General features: G+C 39.8%; 7 protein-coding genes. All 7 read right to left on the bottom strand.

Annotated features, from left to right (window positions below; all coding sequences use genetic code 11):
- Positions 1 to 163 precede the first annotated feature (163 nt).
- The 7 genes from DK880_RS01295 to DK880_RS01260 all read right to left on the bottom strand — a co-directional run bounded on the left by DK880_RS01295 (position 164) and on the right by DK880_RS01260 (position 21,073).
- Entirely contained in the window at positions 164 to 3,640 is a 3,477-nt protein-coding gene (locus tag DK880_RS01295; protein WP_109997041.1) for a sodium:solute symporter family protein, read from the bottom strand.
- A gap of 206 nt (positions 3,641 to 3,846) precedes the next feature.
- Positions 3,847 to 7,323 (bottom strand): sodium:solute symporter family protein, encoded by a 3,477-nt coding sequence (locus DK880_RS01290; RefSeq protein ID WP_109997040.1) that lies wholly within the window; start codon positions 7,321 to 7,323, stop codon positions 3,847 to 3,849.
- Between the two features lie 232 nt (positions 7,324 to 7,555).
- A complete protein-coding gene (locus DK880_RS01285) occupies positions 7,556 to 11,023 on the bottom strand; it encodes a sodium:solute symporter family protein (RefSeq protein WP_109997039.1) in 3,468 nt (1,155 codons plus the stop codon).
- 230 nt (positions 11,024 to 11,253) lie between these two features.
- Entirely contained in the window at positions 11,254 to 14,766 is a 3,513-nt protein-coding gene (locus tag DK880_RS01280; RefSeq protein WP_109997038.1) for a sodium:solute symporter family protein, read from the bottom strand.
- An 829-nt stretch (positions 14,767 to 15,595) separates the two neighbouring features.
- Complete coding sequence (locus tag DK880_RS01275; protein ID WP_109997037.1) at positions 15,596 to 16,111, bottom strand: hypothetical protein; 516 nt, start codon at positions 16,109 to 16,111, stop codon at positions 15,596 to 15,598.
- 395 nt (positions 16,112 to 16,506) lie between these two features.
- Entirely contained in the window at positions 16,507 to 17,388 is an 882-nt protein-coding gene (locus tag DK880_RS01265; RefSeq protein WP_162534088.1) for an SLC5/6 family protein, read from the bottom strand.
- 205 nt (positions 17,389 to 17,593) lie between these two features.
- Positions 17,594 to 21,073, bottom strand: a complete 3,480-nt coding sequence (locus DK880_RS01260) for a sodium:solute symporter family protein (protein ID WP_109997034.1) — start codon at positions 21,071 to 21,073, stop codon at positions 17,594 to 17,596.
- Positions 21,074 to 21,219 lie beyond the last annotated feature (146 nt).

The following is a 21,219-nucleotide window of genomic DNA, read 5'->3' as shown; positions in this document are numbered from 1 at the left end:
GTAAACACAGGATTAACTTTATACCAACTGGATTGATAAATTTTAATTCCGTATGTACAGTACAATAGTTTAAATTCTAAGCTTTTCATTCTATTTTTCTTTCTTTTTAGCTAGTTTGTCCCTACACAATGGTATCCTTGTATAAAGAAGCGCTGTATTTACTTTAAAGCTGCTTAGTAATAATCCCTTCACAAATGCGCTGCATTTCTGCTAACCATTGCTGAGGCGCCTTATGGTTTTTCCCCCACGGGATATAAAAAGCTAAGGTTTCCTGCGCTATACGCTGTTGATCGGATGGCTTACGGGCAGATAACGTACGCATATTATGCAATCGATCTGCTAGCTTTACTTGTACCACACGTATATCCCTACATTGATGGAGTATATGTTTATTTGCTACTTTATCTAATTTCCAAGGGTAGCCATTGGTATTGTAGTGGGTAACCTGATCGACCATAGTAGCTACTTCACTGCCATACATCAGCTCCAGCTGAGGTAGCGTAACAGGTGTATCCTCTACGATATCATGCAACAAACCCGCTAGGATGGTGTCAGGATCCTGGGTAGCTTCCAACAGCAGTTTGGCTACTGCCATCAGATGGGTATAGTAGGGAGACCCTGATTTACGCCGTACTAAACCATGGGCGTTTTTAATAAAGGCAATGATTTGCTGTATAAGCTCTTCCCTAAGCGTAGTCTGTGCCGTAAGTAACCCTATCAATTCCTGCTCTTGCGCCAAGCTTTCTGCTGTTTCAGCTATTTTATTAGCTACCAGATCAGCAGGATCATACGTTTTAAAGCGCATAACCTTACGGCCATCCAGCGGGAATACGTAAAGGCAATTTACCTGTGTTGGGCTTTCTATTATTTCTACATAGCCCCCGTGGGCTTCTACAATTTGGTTGCTTTCTAGTTGATAAAACTGCGCTTCACTAGCAGGTAGGGCAGTATTTGCGTTCATTGCTGTGATACGATAGCTAGGTTTCAGGTTTGGTAGGCTTGTACCCGTACTAAAATAGAAAGCCAGCGCAGGTAAGGTTAAGGAAGGGAGATCAGCCGCAGTTTCTGTTGCTAGGCCGTATTGCAAGGTAGTAGCGGCAAGGGTTAAGGTTACGATATGATCGGTAGCTTGTTGGCTCTTGCTGATTGCCCATAGGTTGAGGAGGAGCAAGCACTCCAATAATGCGGGATCTACTGCTATTTCAGCTACGTCTGTTTGCTTACGCAATAGCAACGCTAACGGTTCCCCTAAGTCCAATATTTGTTGATTTACTATTAGAATAGTTGATTCAAGCGGGGTGGGCTGAATAGATTTTTTATTAAGTTTTAGGCTACGTTCTTCTTGGGCTCTCCATGCTAAGCAATCGCTGAACTTTTGTAGTTTTTTATTAAAGGATACTATTTCGTTCCGTAAACCAGTTGGATTCTGTTTATAGAGGACTTCACTGATTTCTTGTAGTGCATGGCCCATTTCTCGTAAAAGGGTACCTCCAGCAGTGGCATCCAATCTAGCCCAATGCGCTTGGCTATAGATGGCTTCTAAGGAAATCCTTTGTTCATAGGTTCTAGTAAGTTCGATAATGTTAAGTTTAGCGGTTGCTTTGTCTCGTAGGTATTTATAGATACCAAGGCCTATTATGGCAGCCGTTATAAGCATTGAAGCTAGTACAAGTTCTATAGAAAGACCCCAGCTAGCTAAAGCTAAACAGGTCGTATAAGGCGGTATAGCTTGATGTATCCCTAACGCTACAGCTAACAGGATACTACTTGTTTCTAGCGAAAGTAAAACGATGCCTAAGCCCAGGTTACTAACCCATAATGCACAAACCATAGGGCTATAGTGTCCTAGTTTAGCAAATTGAAGGGGCGCAATAAAAAGCAGAAGAAACAATAGCATAGGCCATAAATTATGCAATAGCGGTGTTCCGCCTTTTTGATAAGCATGCAGGGCTGGGTAGAGCGCTAGGATCGTTCCCAAAGCCATTACAGCCATATAGAGGTATACATAGGGAAGGAAATACTGCCTTTGAATAAAGCACAACGCGATAATGGCATTAATAATAGTATAGCAACCTACCGCTACAAAGGTACGTTCTTGGGTAGGGAAAACGCTTATACGATAGGACCTTGTACAAAACATTTTAAATCGTTGCATCCGTGTCAACCACCAGCGTTTGGTGATTTGGTTTTGTAAATCCCAGGCACTGCTATCTGGGATACCTACCCAACCGGTATGGGAACGTTTAGGAAACAGATAGTGTAAAAGGAACAAGCTACCTGCGCTTACAATCATTGAAAGGATAATGTGATTATGTGATACAGATTGTTTTTTGATAAAAATAATAATACCTGCTATGAGTATGCTCAATCCCATGGCTGTTAGCACAACAACAGATCTGGGTCTAAATCCCAAACAAGCTATTATAAAGGGAATCGATACAGCTGGCCAATAAAAGTAGTACGTTTTGTACATTAATTGCAGAATATTGGTTGTATGGAATACCATCAAGAGGCTGATCATACCTATACAAATAGAAGCGATACGTATAATTTTGAGCGATCGGTTGTGTGACTTGGTAAACCCGGCTATAAAGGGGTATAGGTCATGGGTAAATAAAACAGAGGCAATATGTAAGTGAGAATCAGCGGTAGACATCAACAATGCAAGCATAGCTGTTACCAATATACCTAACATACCAGGGAAATAGGCAAGGGAAAGGATATAGTGGAGAACATTCTGATTGGATGGAATGTTATCTCCATGTATATGTAAAGCTGCTGTAACACTGAAGATAAGCAAAGCTATCACACAGGGTATGATAGCAACTTTACTAAAAACTTTTGTGGCTTGCTCTACAGAAGCAGCCATGTAAAACCGTTGAATATAGGCAGGTATAACCAGAATTAAAAGCCTAGATATAAAACCAGGAAGTAAACTTGTTAAGGTATTCCCTGTGCACATCTTGTTTAGGTTAAACTGCGGTAGAGCAGTAAGTTTTTTCCAGCCCGTTGCTAGATCTTCCGTAGAAAATAGCAAAACGAAAAGAAGCATAGGGAAGCAAAGCCCAAAAAGGAGAAATTGATAGACATCGGTTACAGCTACCGCTCTTGCCCCTCCAAATGTAGCATACGCCATAACCAATAAGATTAAAAGTATGGTTGAATAGGTTTGAAGTTGTACTACTTTAGGGAATAAAATGGACATAATTTCAAAACCAACCTTAATCTGAGTGGTTAAATAAGCAATAGCCAAAAGGATACCAAGTAGGGCAGTAACGATGCGAGCGGCTGATCCATATAAGCTTCCCATAGATTCTGCTATAGAAAAATGCCCCATGAATTCCTTCATTCTTGGCGTAAGAAACCGAGAAAAAAGATACATGATGGCAGTCAAACTAAAACTAAAAAAGATGTAATACGTCTTTAAGCCTTGTCGATAGCTCTGATCCAACCTAATCTGCAAAGTTGCACCGCCATACCATGTAGCTATCAGGGAAATAGCAACTACACTGGTAGACATTTTTCTATTCCCTACAGCATACGCTTGGAAAGTCTTGATATCTCTCCCGTAGTAAATTCCAATAACCAAAGTGCCTATTAAGGATAACCCTATAATCATTAAATCAATATGACTTACCATTGCTCCTTTACTTTATTGCGTTGTAAAAAATGTACTTTACTATGTTTATAATGATTACTTGCTTTTATTTACAGAAAAAAAATTACTATACCTAATAGTAACTATTATTATTGTGTAAAAATCTATGCCTACAGCAACGCGTAATAGCTATTAGCCCGGTAGGCTTTGGCGCAGGAAAGGAAGCCTGTGTAAAGACGCTATAGTTACTATGTAAGCTGCTTAGCAATAATCCCTTCACAAATGCGCTGCATTTCTGCTAGCCATTGCTGAGGTACGTGGTGCTTTGTTCCCCACGGTATATAAAAAGCTAAGGTTTCTTTAGCTATACGTTGTTGGTCGGATGGCTTACGGGCAGATAAGGTACGCATATTATGCAATCGATCTGCCAGCTTTACTTGTACCACACGTATATCCCTACATTGATGGAGTATATTTTTATTTTCTAATTTATCTAATTCCCAAGGATACCCATTGGTATTGAAGTGGGTAACCTGATCGACCACAGCAGCTACTTCACTGCCATACATCAGCTCCAGCTGAGATAGCGTAACAGGCGTATCCTCTACGATATCATGCAGCAAACCCACTAGGATGGTGTCTGGATCTTGGGTAGCCTCCAACAGCAGTTTAGCCACCGCCATGGGATGGGTATAATAGGGGGACCCTGATTTACGCCGTACTAAACCATGGGCCTTTTTAATAAAGGCAATGGTTTGCTGTATAAGCTCTTCCCTAAGCGTAGTCTGTGCCGTAAGTAACCCTATCAATTCCTGCTCTTGCGCCAAGCTTTCTGCTGTTTCAGCTATTTTATTAGCTACCAGATCAGCAGGATCATATGTTTTAAAGCGCATAACCTTACGGCCATCCAGCGGGAATACGTAAAGGCAATTTACCTGCGTTGGACTTTCTATTATTTCCACATAGCCCCCGTGGGCTTCTACGATTTGTTTGCTTTCTAGCTGATAAAATTGCGCTTCACTAGCAGGTAGGGTACTATTTGCGTTCATTGCTGTGATACGATAGCTAGGTTTTAGGTTTGGTAGACTTGTATCCGTACTAAAACGGAAAGCCAGCGCAGGTAAAGTTAAGGAAGGGAGATCAGCCGTGGTTTCTGCTGTCAAACCATACTGCAAGGTAGTAGCTGCAAGGGTTAAGGTTACGATATGATCGGTAGCTTGTTGGCTCTTGCTGATTGCCCATAGGTTGAGGAGGAGCAAGCATTCCAATAATGCGGGATCTACTGCTATTTCAGCTACGTCTGTTTGCTTACGCAATAGCAACGCTAACGGTTCCCCTAAGTCCAATATTTGTTGATTTACTTTTAAGATAGTTAATTCAAGTGGGATGGGTTGAATAGCTTTTTTATTAAGTTTTAGGCTCCGTTCTTCTTGGGCTCTCCATGCCAGACAATCGCTGAATTTTTGTAGTTTCTTGTTAAAGCGTATTATCTCATTTTCTACTTTATGCGGATCATTCCTTGCAATAGGCAACAAAGTTTCTTGTAGGGTATGGCCCATTTCTCGTAAGAGGTTACCTCCAGCAGTGGCATCCAATCTAGCCCAATGCGCTTGGCTATAGATGGCTTCTAAGGAAATCCTTTGTTCATAGGTTCTAGTAAGTTCGATAATGTTAAGTTTAGCGGTTGCTTTGTCTCGTAGGTATTTATAGATACCAAAGCCTATTATGGCAGCCGTTATAAGCATTGAAGCTAGTACAAGTTCTATAGAAAGACCCCAGCTAGCTAAAGCTAAACAGGGCGTATAAGGCGGTATAGCTTGATGTATCCCTAACGCTACAGCTAACAGGATACTACTTGTTTCTAGCGAAAGTAAAACGATGCCTAAGCCCAGGTTACTAACCCCTAATGCACAAACCATAGGGCTATAATGACCTAACTTAGCAAATTGTATAGGGGCTATAAAGAGCAGGAACAACAATAGCATAGGCCATAGATCATGCAATAGCGGTGTTCCGCCTTTTTGATAGGCATGCAGGGTTGGATAGAGCGCTAGGATGGTTCCCAAGGCCATCATGGCCATATAGAGGTATACATAGGGAAGGAAATACTGCCTTTGAATAAAGCACAACGCGATAATGGCATTAATAATAGTATAGCAACCTACCGCTACAAAGGTACGTTCTTGGGTAGGGAAAACGCTTATACGATAGGACCTTGTACAAAACATTTTAAATCGTTGCATCCGTGTCAACCACCAGCGTTTGGTGATTTGGTTTTGTAAATCCCAGGCACTACGGTCTTGTATACCTATCCAGCCGGTATGGGGACGTTTAGGAAGCAGATAATGTAAGGCAAACAAGCTGCCTGCGCTTACAACCATTGAAAGGATAACGTGATTATGTGATACAGCTTGCTTTTGGTAAAAAATAAAATACGTTGCTATGAGTATGTTCAAACCCATGACTATTACCACAACAAAAGATCTAGGCCTAAAGCCCAAGCAAGCTAGTATAAAGGGAACTGAAACAGCGGGGTCATAAAGGTAGATCACTTTGCACATTAATTGAAAAATACTGGTTGTATAGAACACCAACAGAAGACTGATCATCCCTATACCAGTAGAGACGATACGTACAATTTTGAGCGAGCCGTTACGTGACTTGGGAACCCTAGTTATAAAAGGCCATAGGTCATGGGTAAATAAAACAGAGGCAACATGTAAGTTGGAATCAGCGGTAGACATCAACAACGCTATTATAGCCGTTACCAATAGGCCTAGCATACCAGGAAAATAGGAAAGGGAAAGGATATAGTGGAAGACATTCTGATTGGATGGAATACTATCCCCATGCATATGTAAAGCTGCTGTAACACTGAAAATGAGTAAAGCTATCACACAAGGAATTATGGCAATTTTGTTAAGCACTTTTGCGGCTTGCCCTACAGAAGAAGCCATATAAAACCGTTGTAGGTAGGCAGGTACAAGCATAAGTACAGACATATATATAAAGTAAGATAATAAAGTTGTTAGGGTATGTCCTGTGCACATTTTGTTTGGGTTAAACTGCGGTACAGCTGTAAGTTTTTGCCAGCCCGCTGCTAAATCTTCCGTAGAAAATAGCAACACGAAAATGAGCAGAGGGAAGCAGAGCCCAAAAAGGAGAAATTGATAGACATCGGTTATGGCTACCGCTCTCGCCCCTCCAAATGTAGCATACGCCATAATCAGTAGGGTTAAAAGTATGGTTGAATAGGTTTGAAAGGGTACTATTTTAGGGAATAGAAGCGTTATAATTTCAAGGCCAACTTTGATCTGAACTGTTAAAAGAGCGATAGATACAACGATACCAAGTAGGGAGGTAATGATGCGAGCGGCTGACCCATATAAACTTCCCATAGATTCTGCTATAGAAAGATGCCCCATGAATTCCTTCATTCTTGGCATGATAAGCCTGGAAAACAAATAAAGGATAGCGGCTATTAAAACGGATAATTTCATAAATCTTTCGAAGCCTTGTCGATAGCAATCATCTAGGCCTTCATTCAGGATTCTAGCACCATATATAGTAGCTATCAGGGAAATAGCAACTACACTGGTAGACATTTTTCTATTCCCTACAGCATACGCTTGGAAAGTCTTGATATCTCTCCCGTAGTAAATTCCAATAACCAAAGTGCCTATTAAGGCTAAACCTATAATCATTACATCAATATGCCCTAGCATCTCTCTTTTACTTTATTGCGCTATAATAAATTTACCTTACTAACTATGTTTATAATGATTTCTTGCTTTTTTTACAGAAAAATAGTTATTATACCCTACATAATATCTGTTTTTTTTGTGAAAAAAACTGTACTTATAGCAGTTCTTTGCATTATTAAAATGCACAAGTAGGCTTTTTATACAGAAGAAATGGTGCCTATGTGTAAAGGAAATACCACATTTACTATATAAGCTAACTAGCAAGGACCTCTTCACAAATGCGCTGCATTTCTGCTAGCCATTGCTGAGGTACGTGGTGCTTTGTTCCCCACGGTATATAAAAAGCTAAGGTTTCTTTAGCTATACGTTGTTGGTCGGATGGCTTACGGGCAGATAAGGTACGCATATTATGCAATCGATCTGCCAGCTTTACTTGTACCACACGTATATCCCTACATTGATGGAGTATATTTTTATTTTCTAATTTATCTAATTCCCAAGGATACCCATTGGTATTGAAGTGGGTAACCTGATCGACCACAGCAGCTACCTCAGCGCCATACATCAGCTCCAGCTGAGATAACGTAACAGGCGTATCCTCTACGATATCATGCAACAAACCAGCCAGGATAGTGTCTGGATCCTGGGTAGCCTCCAACAGCAGTTTGGCCACTGCCATCGGATGGGTATAGTAGGGGGCACCTGATTTACGCCGTACTAAACCATGAGCGTTTTTAATAAAGGCAATGGTTTGCTGTATACGTTCTGCGCTAAGCGTAGTTTGTGTAGTAAGTAAACCTATTAGCTCCTGCTCTTGCGCCAAGCTTTCCTCCGTTTCAGCTAGGGTATTAGCTAACAGATCAACAGGATCATACGTTTTAAAGCGCATAACCTTACGGCCATCCAGCGGGAATACGTAAAGGCAGCTTACCTTTGTTGGGCTTTCTATTATTTCTACATAGCCTCCATGAGCCTCTACGATTTGTTTGCTTTCTAATTGATAAAACTGCGCTTCACTAGCAGGTAGGGTAACATTTGCATTCATTCCTACGATACTATAGCTAGGTTTTAAATTTGGTAGGCTTGTATCCGTACTAAAACAGAAAGCCAGTGCAGGTAAGGTTAAGGAAGGGAGATCAGCCGCAGTCTCTGTTGCTAGGCTGTATTGTAAGGTAGTAGCTGCAAGGGTTAAGGTTACGATATGATCGGTAGCTTGTTGGCTCTTGCTGATTGCCCATAGGTTAAGCAGCAACAAACATGCTAATAACGTGGGATCGACTACTATTTCAGGTATGGGTGTTTGTTTCCGCAATAAGAGCGCTAACGGTTCCCCTAAATCCAATATTTGCTGGTTTACTTTTAAGATAGTTAATTCAAGTGGGATGGGTTGAATAGCTTTTTTATTAAGTTTTAGGCTCCGTTCTTCTTGGGCTCTCCATGCCAGACAATCGCTGAATTTTTGTAGTTTCTTGTTAAAGCGTATTATCTCATTTTCTACTTTATGCGGATCATTCCTTGCAATAGGCAACAAAGTTTCTTGTAGGGTATGGCCCATTTCTCGTAAGAGGGTGCCTCCAGCAGTGGCATCCAATCTAGCCCAATGCGCTTGGCTATAGATGGCTTCTAAGGAAATCCTTTGTTCATAGGTTCTAGTAAGTTCGATAATGTTAAGTTTAGCGGTTGCTTTGTCTCGTAGGTATTTATAGATACCAAGGCTTATTATGGCAGCCGTTATAAGCATTGAAGCTAGTACAAGTTCTATAGAAAGACCCCAGCTAGCTAAAGCTAAACAGGTCGTATAAGGCGGTATAGCTTGATGTATCCCTAACGCTACAGCTAACAGGATACTGCCTGTTTCTAGTGAAAGTAAAACGATACCTAAGCCCAGGCTACTAACCCCTAATGCACAAACCATAGGGCTATAATGACCTAACTTAGCAAATTGTATAGGGGCTATAAAGAGCAGGAACAACAATAGCATAGGCCATAGATCATGCAATAGCGGTGTTCCGCCTTTTTGATAGGCATGCAGGGTTGGATAGAGCGCTAGGATGGTTCCCAAGGCCATCATGGCCATATAGAGGTATACATAGGGAAGGAAATACTGCCTTTGAATAAAGCACAACGCGATAATGGCATTAATAATAGTATAGCAACCTACCGCTACAAAGGTACGTTCTTGGGTAGGGAAAACGCTTATACGATAGGACCTTGTACAAAACATTTTAAATCGTTGCATCCGTGTCAACCACCAGCGTTTGGTGATTTGGTTTTGTAAATCCCAGGCACTGCTATCTGGGATACCTACCCAACCGGTATGGGGACGTTTGGGAAGCAGGTAATGAAGGGCAAATAAGCTGCCTGCGCTTACAATCATTGGAACGATAATTTGATCATATGCTATAGATTGCTTTTGGTAAAAAATACAATACGCTGCTATGATTATGTTTAAACCCATAACTAGTAACACAGCAAGGGATCTAGGCCTAAATCCCAAGCAAGCTAGTATAAAGGGAACCGATACAGTTGGCCAATAGAAGTAGTACGTTTTGTACATTAATTGCAAAATATTGGTTGTATGGCATACCATCAGAAGACTGATCATCCCTATACCCATAGAGGCGATGCGTACAATTTTAAGCGAGTAATTATGCGACTTGGTAAAACCGGCTATAAAAGGCCAAAGGTCATGGGTAAATAAAACAGAGGCAATATGTAAATGAGAATCAGCAGTAGACATTAACAATGCGATCATAGCCGTTACCAATATGCCTAACATACCAGGGAAATAGGTAAGGGAAAGTATATGGTGGAAAACGTTTTGATTGGTTGGAATGCTATCTCCACGTATATGTAAAGCTGCTGCAACACCAAACATAAGTAAAGCTATCACACAGGGAGCTATGACAATTTTGTTAAGCACTTTTGCGGCTTGCCCTACAGAGGAAGCCATATAAAACCGTTGTATGTAGGCAGGTATAGCCAAGACTAAAAGCCTAGGTATAAAATGCAATAATAAAGTTGTTAGGGTACGCCCTGTGCACATTTTGTTTGGGTTAAACTGTGGTAGAGCAGTAAGTTTTTTCCAGCCCGCTGCTAAATCTTCAGTAAAAAATAGCAGAACGAAAATGAGCAGAGGGAAGCAGAGTCCAAAAAGAAGAAATTGATAGACATCGGTTATGGCTACCGCTCTCGCCCCTCCAAATGTAGAATAAGCGATAACCAATAAGGTTAAAAATATAGTTGAATAAGTTTGAAAGGATATTATTTTAGGAAACAGCATGGACATTATTTCAAAACCAATCTTGATTTGAGTGGTTAAAAAAGCGATAGCTAGGATAATACCAAGTAGGGCGGTAATGATGCGAGCGGCTGATCCATATAAACTTCCCATAGATTCTGCTATAGAAAAATGCCCCATGAATTCCTTCATTCTTGGCGTGATAAGCCTGGAAAAAAGATAGAGGATGGTAGCCACTAAAATGGATTGCATAACAAGTATTTCAAAGCCTTGTCGATAGTTCTGATCCAGGCTAACCCCCAGGGTTCCACCACCATATATGGTAGCTATAACGGAAATAGCAAGCACACTGGTAGCCATTTTCCTATTCCCTACAGCATAATCCTGGAAAGTCTTGATACCTCTTCCGTAATAAATTCCAATGACCAGTGTACCCATTAAGGCTAACCCTATAATCATTACATCAATATGCCCTAACATCTCTCTTTTATTTTATTACGTTATAATAAATCTACCTTACTATGTTCTATAAAGTATTACCTGTTTTTATTTACAGAAAAAATTTGTTATACCTACATAATATTTGTTTTTTTTTGTGAAAAAAACTGTACTTATAGCAGTTCTTTGCATTATTAAAATGCACAAGTAGGCTTTTTATACAGAAGAAATGGTGCCTATGTGTAAAGGAAATACCACATTTACTATATAAGCTAACTAGCAATAATCCCTTCACAAATGCGCTGCATTTCTGCTAGCCATTGCTGAGGCGCCTTATGGTTTTTCCCCCACGGGATATAAAAAGTTAAGGTTTCCTGCGCTATACGCTGTTGGTCGGATGGCTTACGAGCAAATAAGGTACGCATGTTATGCAATCGATCTGCTAGCTTTACTTGTACCACACGTATATCCCTACATTGATGAAGTATATTTTTATTTGCTACTTTATCTAATTTCCAAGGATACCCATTGGTATTGTAGTGGGTAACCTGATCGACCACAGCAGCTACTTCACTGCCATACATCAGCTCCAGCTGAGATAGCGTAACAGGCGTATCCTCTACGATATCATGCAGCAAACCCACTAGGATGGTGTCTGGATCTTGGGTAGCCTCCAACAGCAGTTTAGCCACCGCCATGGGATGGGTATAATAGGGGGACCCTGATTTACGCCGTACTAAACCATGGGCCTTTTTAATAAAGGCAATGGTTTGCTGTATAAGCTCCTCCTTAAGCGTAGTTTGTGCCGTAAGTAACCCTATCAATTCCTGCTCCTGCGCCAAGCTTTCCGCTGTTTCAGCTATTTTATTGGCTACCAGATCAGCAGGATCATATGTTTTAAAGCGCATAACCTTACGGCCATCCAGCGGGAATACGTAAAGGCAATTTACCTGCGTTGGACTTTCTATTATTTCCACATAGCCCCCGTGGGCTTCTACGATTTGTTTGCTTTCTAGCTGATAAAATTGCGCTTCACTAGCAGGTAGGGTACTATTTGCGTTCATTGCTGTGATACGATAGCTAGGTTTTAGGTTTGGTAGGCTTGTATCCGTACTAAAACGGAAAGCCAGCGCAGGTAAAGTTAAGGAAGGGAGATCAGCCGCAGTTTCTGTTGCTAGGCCGTATTGTAAGGTAGTAGCAGCAAGGGTTAAGGTTACGATATGATCGGTAGCTTGTTGGCTCTTGCTGATTGCCCATAGGTTGAGGAGGAGCAAGCACTCCAATAATGCGGGATCTACTGCTATTTCAGCTACGTCTGTTTGCTTACGCAATAGCAACGCTAACGGTTCCCCTAAGTCCAATATTTGTTGATTTACTATTAGAATAGTTGATTCAAGCGGGGTGGGCTGAATAGATTTTTTATTAAGTTTTAGGCTCCGTTCTTCTTGGGCTCTCCATGCCAGACAATCGCTGAATTTTTGTAGTTTTTTATTAAAGGATACTATTTCGTTCCGTAAACCAGTTGGATTCTGTTTATAGAGGACTTCACTGATTTCTTGTAGTGCATGGCCCATTTCTCGTAAAAGGGTACCTCCAGCAGTGGCATCCAATCTAGCCCAATGCGCTTGGCTATAGATGGCTTCTAAGGAAATCCTTTGTTCATAGGTTCTAGTAAGTTCGATAATGTTAAGTTTAGCGGTTGCTTTGTCTCGTAGGTATTTATAGATACCAAGGCCTATTATGGCAGCCGTTATAAGCATTGAAGCTAGTACAAGTTCTATAGAAAGACCCCAGCTAGCTAAAGCTAAACAGGTCGTATAAGGCGGTATAGCTTGATGTATCCCTAACGCTACAGCTAACAGGATACTACTTGTTTCTAGCGAAAGTAAAACGATGCCTAAGCCCAGGTTACTAACCCATAATGCACAAACCATAGGGCTATAGTGTCCTAGTTTAGCAAATTGAAGGGGCGCAATAAAAAGCAGAAGAAACAATAGCATAGGCCATAAATTATGCAATAGCGGTGTTCCGCCTTTTTGATAAGCATGCAGGGCTGGGTAGAGCGCTAGGATCGTTCCCAAAGCCATTACAGCCATATAGAGGTATACATAGGGAAGGAAATACTGCCTTTGAATAAAGCACAACGCGATAATGGCATTAATAATAGTATAGCAACCTACCGCTACAAAGGTACGTTCTTGGGTAGGGAAAACGCTTATACGATAGGACCTTGTACAAAACATTTTAAATCGTTGCATCCGTGTCAACCACCAGCGTTTGGTGATTTGGTTTTGTAAATCCCAGGCACTGCTATCTGGGATACCTATCCATCCCGTTCCTGGAAGCTTAGGAAGCAAATAATGTAATGCCAATAAAATGCATGCACTAACCATAAGAAAGACAAATGCTTTTTGTCCTTCTAAGACAATTGCTTCGAATGGATTCAAGTTTGTAAGTATGCTTCCTTGAGCACTATTATAACAGATGTAGGTTATGGCTATAGCCGCATTGATACATATGCTGCATAGGACAACCATTAAACGCGGCCTAAAGCCCAGACAGGCCATGATAAATGGTATTGCAACTGTTGTTCCATAAATATGCGCAGCATCAATCAATAAGTGCATAACATGGGTAGTATGCAATGCCACCACAAGGCTAATCAAGCCAATCAAAATAGAAGCAACACGTACTACTTTAATGCTGGGTTGTTTGCCTAGATGCTTGGTACGTTTGCTTAAAAAAGGCCCCACATCATTGGCAAATAAAACAGAAGCAGCATGTAAATTAGAATCAGCAGTGGACATCAATAAGGCAAATATAACAGTTATGAATATGCCTTTAACACCTGGAAAGTGGGCGAAATCAATAATATAATAAAGCACATTATAACCCGATTCAATGTTATAGTTACCAACATGTAAGGCTATTGCAACACTGAGGAAAAGCAGCGGTATTATGATGCGGCTTATAGCCGTTTGGTTGAAAACTTTTATAGCTTGGGTAATGGAAAAAGACATGTAAAAACGTTGTATACGAGCAGGATCAAATATAATCATGGAACGCAAAATAAAACAGGCCAATACGTTTGCCAATGTATCATTCCATGTAAATACCTTCCTTATATTGAAAGATGGTATATCTATGAGTTTTTGCCATCCTAAGGTTTCAGGATTTGTATAGAATAGGCATATAAAAATGAGAAGTGGGAAGCACAATCCGAAAAGAAGGAACTGGTATACATCTGTTATTGCTACTGATCTGGCGCCCCCAAAAGAAGCATATAGGATAACCAATGATACCCAAACTATAGTTGAATGGATTGGCCAAGTATGTATACCAGGCAGTAATTTTTGAGTAATATTTAAAGCAATCTTAACTTGAGCGGCCAGAATAGCAATAGCCATCATAATGCCCAGAAGCCCTGAAACCATGCGCACAATTGGGCCATACAAACTTCCCATAGATTCCGCTATGGATGCATGCCCTATAAATTCTTTCATTCTTGAGATTATAAATCTGGAAGCTAAATAAAGGTTGAGTGCGCTGCTTAAATCTAATAGTAACGCATAGACGCCTTGTCGATAATAGGCCTCTAGCCGAGAATGCAAAATCCCACCATCATAAATGGTTGCTATCATAGAGAGGGTGATCACCATAGTAGACACCTTTCTATTTCCAACGGCATAATCTTGGAAAGTTTTAATGCCTCTGCCATAATATAGGCCGATGATAAGCGTGACGAGTAAAAATAAACCTATAATTAGGAGATCTATTTGTATCATAATGTTTTGTAAAGCATTAAATGACCTATTTGCCTAGTAGGACGATGGTTAGCGTTGATAATATGATTATAGTACATAAATAAAAAATAAAATACAAGCCGTTTTAGAAATAACCTGTTTGCCTATATGCAGGTGACAGGTCTGATCAGTGGATTAATTGCTTTAACCGATTGTTCTGCTTGTATAATGCTAAAAAATAAACCAAATCAGAGGCTGCTATCCGGGAAGTGTAGGAGGAAAGAGGAGGTTCCTATCGATTGCAAGCTACCGATAGGTTGAATTAGGTCTTTTCTGCGAAAAGGGAATTTTTTGTGTAAGTATATTTTGTCAGAAGTAATAGAAGTACGGTCTCATATAGGGGCATAGGGTCGCTCAAAGTTACATTGACATTGTTTTTGTGCCTTTTGGCCTCCATTTATGGAAGGGAAAATTTAATTATTAGATTGGCTATATTCGATCGAAGATGTTGGATAAAAGATGGATTGATTTTTCTTTAAAGGAAGTGTAATATTATTTTATAATTATTTTGTTTATTTCTGGCATTAATTCAATATAACACATGCCATGAGCATGAAATGGCCAGCAACAATTACATTCAAAATCCGAAAGATAGCAGGAGCAATTATAATTGAAAACAAAAAGATATCCGGAACAATCGTAATCAAACCTCATACGCGAATACATAGAACGTATACTACTTTTTTATACTATTTTATCGAGAAATGAAAAATTCGATAAATAGGTAAAAATGAATGCTAGGATGAATTTTAGGAAACTACCCTGTTGTATTACAGATAGTACAACAGGGGAATAAGCCTTAGTATACTCCTTAATAATCGCTTAATAGCTCTAACGTGTTATTTAAATATTCTACCGCTTCTATATTATTTCTCTTTTTGTATATCTCTTTCATAACTCCCAATGCAATTCCCGCCAGATTTCCCACTATAAATCCCCCCATAAGTCCCCAAAATATCGGTGCTGCTATATCGTCTATTTGGTGGTGGCGATTTTTTAAAAAATTATCTATTACCACATTCGCCCCCAAACACATCCCCCACGATGCAAATGCACCTCCTAAGTTAACCGCATGATACATTGCAGCTCCAATGAATTGCGTTTCCTCTTCTTTTTTTACGGATTGGTCTTCTATACCCGATTGACCAGCGCCTTGACTATCTAGTTGGTTTGCACATTGGCCCTCCACTTGGTCTTCTACATCCGATTGATCAGCGCCTTGCCCATCTAGTTGGTTTGCATATTGGCTCTCCACTTGATCTTTTACATCCTTTTTTACCCCCACATGAGACCTACTACATCCCCCTAAGGATATAGCAACAAGCATAAGACCTGTAATCGTTTTTAATAGTCATTTAATTTGTTTGAATTTGAACTGGAAACTTCAATTTTTATCTTGAAATTTTATTGAATTATGTTATGTATTTACATAGCCTAATTAAAATAGTATAGTGAAATAAAAACATTCTACCAAAATTTTTTTCCTATTGCTTATTTCCAAGCAGCCATGCAACCTTGTCTGAGCGAGGGGCAGTCACAGTAACAGTCACAGTTTGATGACAAAGGGGCTGTCTTGGAAAGTGTCCTTTCCTGTGTACATATACCCCTAACATTGGTTCTGGTTGTCTAGGCCTTACTTGAATAATAACCTTTTCGTAGACTTTCCAAAAGTGCCAAGACAAGCATTGCATGCCCGTAACCCAGCCGATCAGCAACGTATAGCTAAAGAAACCTTAGCTTTCTATATACCATGGGGGAAAATCCCTCAAAATTCCTAAACATTTTTTTTGTATGGAAAGAAATGGATATGAGAAAAATAGTCGATAGTACAGCTATATAAAACCGTTGAATGTAGGGAGGTACAAGCATAAGTAAATGCCTAAATATAAAATAAGTTAATAAAGTTGTTAAGGTATGCCCTGTACACATTTTGTATAGATTATACTGCGGTAGAGCGGTAAGTTTTTGCCAGCCCGTTGCTAAATCTTTCGTAGAAAATAGCAGAACGAAAATGAGTATAGGGAAGCAGAGCCCGAAAAGAAGAAATTGATAGACATCGGTTATGGCTACCACTTTTGCCCCTCCAAATGTAGCATAAGCAATAACCAATAAGGTTAAAAATATAGTTGAATAAGTTTGAAAGGGGACTAGTTTAGGAAATAGAATAGACATAATTTCAAAACCAACCTTAATCTGAGTGGTTAAATAGGCAATAGCCAAAAGGATACTAAGTAGGGCAGTAGTAATGCGAGCAGCTGATCCATATAAGCTTCCCATAGATTCTGCTATAGAAAGATGTTTCGTGAACGCTTGCATTCTTGGAATGATAAATTTGGAAAAAAGATAGAGGCTGACAATTATTATGATGAATTGGGTAATAAGTCTTTCAAAACCTTCTCGATAGCTCTGATCCAGGCTAGCTTGTAAGGTTTTACCGCCATACACAGTAGCTAAAAAAGAAATAGCAATTACGCTGGTAGACATTTTTCTGTTCCCTACGGCATACTCTTGAAAAGTCTTGATACCTCTACCGTAGTAAATCCCAATAACCAACGTTCCTATTAAGGATAAGCCTACAATCATTACATCCATATGCCTTACCATCTCTCTTGTATTTTATTACGTTGTAACAAATTTATCTTACTAAGTTTATCATGACTACTTGTTTTTATTTACAGAAAAATAATTATTATACCTAATAGTAACTATTATTATTGTGTAAAAATCTATGCCTACAGCAACGCGTAATAGCTATTAGCCCGGTAGGCTTTGGCGCAGGAAAGGAAGCCTGTGTAAAGACGCTATGTTACTATGTAAGCTGCTTAGCAATAATCCCTTCACAAATGCGCTGTATTTCTGCTAGCCATTGCTGAGGTACGTGGTGCCTTGTTCCCCATGGTATATAGAAAGCTAAGGTTTCTTTAGCTATACGTTGTTGGTCGGATGGCTTACGGGCAGATAAGGTACGCATGTTATGCAATCTATCTGCTAGCTTTACTTGTACCACACGTATATCCCTACATTGATTTAATATATTTTTATTTTCTAATTTATCCCATTCCCAAGGATACCCATTGGTATTGTAGTGGGTAACCTGATCGACCACAGCAGCTACTTCACTGCCATACATCAGTTCTAATTGATGAAGTGTAACAGGCGTATCCTCTACGATATCATGCAACAAACCCGCTAGGATGGTGTCGGGATCCTGGGTAGTCTTCAACAGCAGTTTGGCCACTGCCATCGGATGGGTATAGTAGGGGGCACCTGATTTACGCCGTACTAAACCATGAGCGTTTTTAATAAAGGCAATGGTTTGCTGTATACGTTCTGCGCTAAGCGTAGTTTGTGTAGTAAGTAAACCTATTAGCTCCTGCTCTTGCGCCAAGCTTTCCTCCGTTTCAGCTAGGGTATTAGCTAACAGATCAACAGGATCATACGTTTTAAAGCGCATAACCTTACGGCCATCCAGCGGGAATACGTAAAGGCAGCTTACCTTTGTTGGGCTTTCTATTATTTCTACATAGCCTCCATGAGCCTCTACGATTTGTTTGCTTTCTAATTGATAAAACTGCGCTTCACTAGCAGGTAGGGTAACATTTGCATTCATTCCTACGATACTATAGCTAGGTTTTAAATTTGGTAGGCTTGTATCCGTACTAAAACAGAAAGCCAGTGCAGGTAAGGTTAAGGAAGGGAGATCAGCCGCAGTCTCTGTTGCTAGGCCGTATTGTAAGGTAGTAGCTGCAAGGGTTAAGGTTACGATATGATCGGTAGCTTGTTGGCTCTTGCTGATTGCCCATAGGTTGAGGAGGAGCAAGCACTCCAATAATGCGGGATCTACTGCTATTTCAGCTACGTCTGTTTGTTTCCGCAATAAGAGCGCTAACGGTTCCCCTAAATCCAATATTTGCTGATTTACTTTTAAGATAGTTAATTCAAGTGGGATGGGTTGAATAGCTTTTTTATTAAGTTTTAGGCTCCGTTCTTCTTGGGCTCTCCATGCCAGACAATCGCTGAATTTTTGTAGTTTCTTGTTAAAGCGTATTATCTCATTTTCTACTTTATGCGGATCATTCCTTGCAATAGGCAACAAAGTTTCTTGTAGTGCATGGCCCATTTCTCGTAAGAGGGTGCCTCCAGCAGTGGCATCCAATCTAGCCCAATGCGCTTGGCTATAGATGGCTTCTAAGGAAATGCGCTGTTCATAGGCACGGGTAATGTCCATGACCTTACCTTTAGAAACGGATTTATATCGTAGGTATTTATACTGGACAAATCCTACTAGCGTGCTTGCTATAACTGCTGTCGCTAATACAAGTTCTAGCACAGAAGCATGCTTAAGACTTTCCCAAAGTAAATCAATAAAAATTCCATAAGGAGGTAAAAATTTATGGATTAGTAAGGCACAAAATAATAGCATACTACTGCATTCCACGGATACTAATACAATAGATAGGCTTATGCTAGCTATAAGAAGCGCACAAACCATAGGGCTATACTGCCCTAATTTGGCAAATTGGAGGGGTGCTATAAAAAGCAGAAGAAACAATAGCATAGGCCATAAATTATGCAGCAGCGGTGTTCCGCCTTTTTGATAGGCATGTAGTGCTGGATAAAGTGCTATTATTGTTCCTAGTGTCATAATAGCCATATAACCATAAATATAGGGCCACAAATAACGCTGCTCTATGGCGCACAATACAATTAATGTATTAACAATGGAATAGACCCCAAGCCATATAAAGGTATTTTCTTTCCGAGGGAAAATACTTTCCCAATAATCTTTATGAAAGTAATATTTCCATTTTTGCCACTGTGCTAATAGCCAACGTTTGACCATTTGATTGTGAAGCTTCCAGTGGCTATCGTCTGGAATACCCGTCCAGCCCGTATAGGGCCGTTTGGGAAATACATAATGGATGGCTATTAAAGTAAATGCACTATGCATAATGGATTGAAAAATGAGTTGTTGAGACCCAGTGTACCCTACATAAATACGATAGCTTGCTATAATGGTATGCAGGGCCATATTTAATAGTAGGACAATAGGACGTGGTCTAAAACCTATGCAAGCTATTATAAATGGGACTGCTACAACAGAAGTATATATACCAGCCATCTTATATAAAAATGATGTTACTTGAGGTGTAGTATGTAATGCTACTACGATACTTAGCATGCCTATGCTAGCAGCGGTTATACGTATGATTACAAGGGAGGGCTTAGATTTCCTTATTACAGCATATATGTCATTGGAAAAGAGCACTGTAGCAGCATGTAAATTAGAGTCAGCAGTAGACATTAGCAGTGCTATAATGATTGTTATTAATAGGCCACGAATACCAGGGAAATAGGTAAGTCCTATAATATAGTTCATTACGTTGCAATCTGGGTTAATAATAGGATGGCCTATATGTAAAGCTATTGCAAGACTTAAGAAAGACAAGGTAAGTAGTATGCGAATGATAGCAGCCTTGTTAAAGACGCTTGCTGCTTGATATACTGAAGCAGCCATATAGAAACGTTGTATACGTGCAGGGTCAAAGGGGAAAATAGTACGGCAAAAAACATAAGTTAATGTGCCTTTTAGCATATCATTCCATTGGAAGACGCTATTAGGATTGAATGTAGGAAGTCGCATCAATTTTTGATAGCCTGATCCAAGATCTTCTGCATGATATAGAAATAGTGGAATGAGCATAGGGAAGCAAAGACCAAATAATAAAAACTGATATACATCTGTTATTGCTACTGACCTGCTCCCTCCTAAGGTAGTATAACCAATAAACAATAAAGATAACATTGTCAATGCCATAGTGGCATGATCTGATGCTATGGTAGAGGGTAGTAAGGATGTAATAACAATTTGTCCAACTTTAACCTGAACCGTTAATAAAGATACTGTTATCATTATACCAAATATAGCAGTAACAACCCGTACAACAGCTCCATACATACTACCCATAGACTCTGCTATAGAAAAATGGTTTACAAATTCTTTCATCCTTAATAGGATAAATCTAGAAGCTATATAGAAGTTAATGGGGCTGGCTAAATCCATGATTAATGCGTGGAGGCCTGAACGGTAATAGCCTTCTGGTCTTGAACTTAGAATGCTCCCTCCATACGTAGTAGCTATCAAAGATAGTGTGATAACCATGGTAGACATCTTTTTATTCCCAACTGCATAATCTTGGAAAGTTTTAATGCCTCTGCCATAATATAGGCCAATGATAAGCGTGATGAGTAAGAACAAACCTATAATTAGGAGATCTATTTGAATCATAGCTGTTTTTATATTGCTTGGTTTTTAACCATATGTATTAGCTATAATGTAGTAATAATCTTAAAAGCTAGCAATAAGTATTCAACTTGGTCAGCATCATCCTTCCAAATTAGGAGCCGTTTTTGTACAGCAGCTTCAGCATCATA

The sequence above is a fragment of the Candidatus Cardinium hertigii genome, assembly GCF_003176915.1.
GTDB lineage: Bacteria > Bacteroidota > Bacteroidia > Cytophagales > Amoebophilaceae > Cardinium > Cardinium hertigii_A.
Note: the sequence above shows the minus strand (reverse complement) of the source record. Positions and strands in the feature narration are given on the sequence as shown.

Coding starts and splice junctions, on each gene's coding strand:
- DK880_RS01285 (WP_109997039.1), bottom strand. CDS start 11,023: ATGTTAGGGCATATTGATGTAATGATTATAGGGTTAGCCTTAATGGGT.
- DK880_RS01280 (WP_109997038.1), bottom strand. CDS start 14,766: ATGATACAAATAGATCTCCTAATTATAGGTTTATTTTTACTCGTCACG.
- DK880_RS01290 (WP_109997040.1), bottom strand. CDS start 7,323: ATGCTAGGGCATATTGATGTAATGATTATAGGTTTAGCCTTAATAGGC.
- DK880_RS01295 (WP_109997041.1), bottom strand. CDS start 3,640: ATGGTAAGTCATATTGATTTAATGATTATAGGGTTATCCTTAATAGGC.
- DK880_RS01265 (WP_162534088.1), bottom strand. CDS start 17,388: ATGGTAAGGCATATGGATGTAATGATTGTAGGCTTATCCTTAATAGGA.
- DK880_RS01260 (WP_109997034.1), bottom strand. CDS start 21,073: ATGATTCAAATAGATCTCCTAATTATAGGTTTGTTCTTACTCATCACG.
- DK880_RS01275 (WP_109997037.1), bottom strand. CDS start 16,111: ATGCTTGTTGCTATATCCTTAGGGGGATGTAGTAGGTCTCATGTGGGG.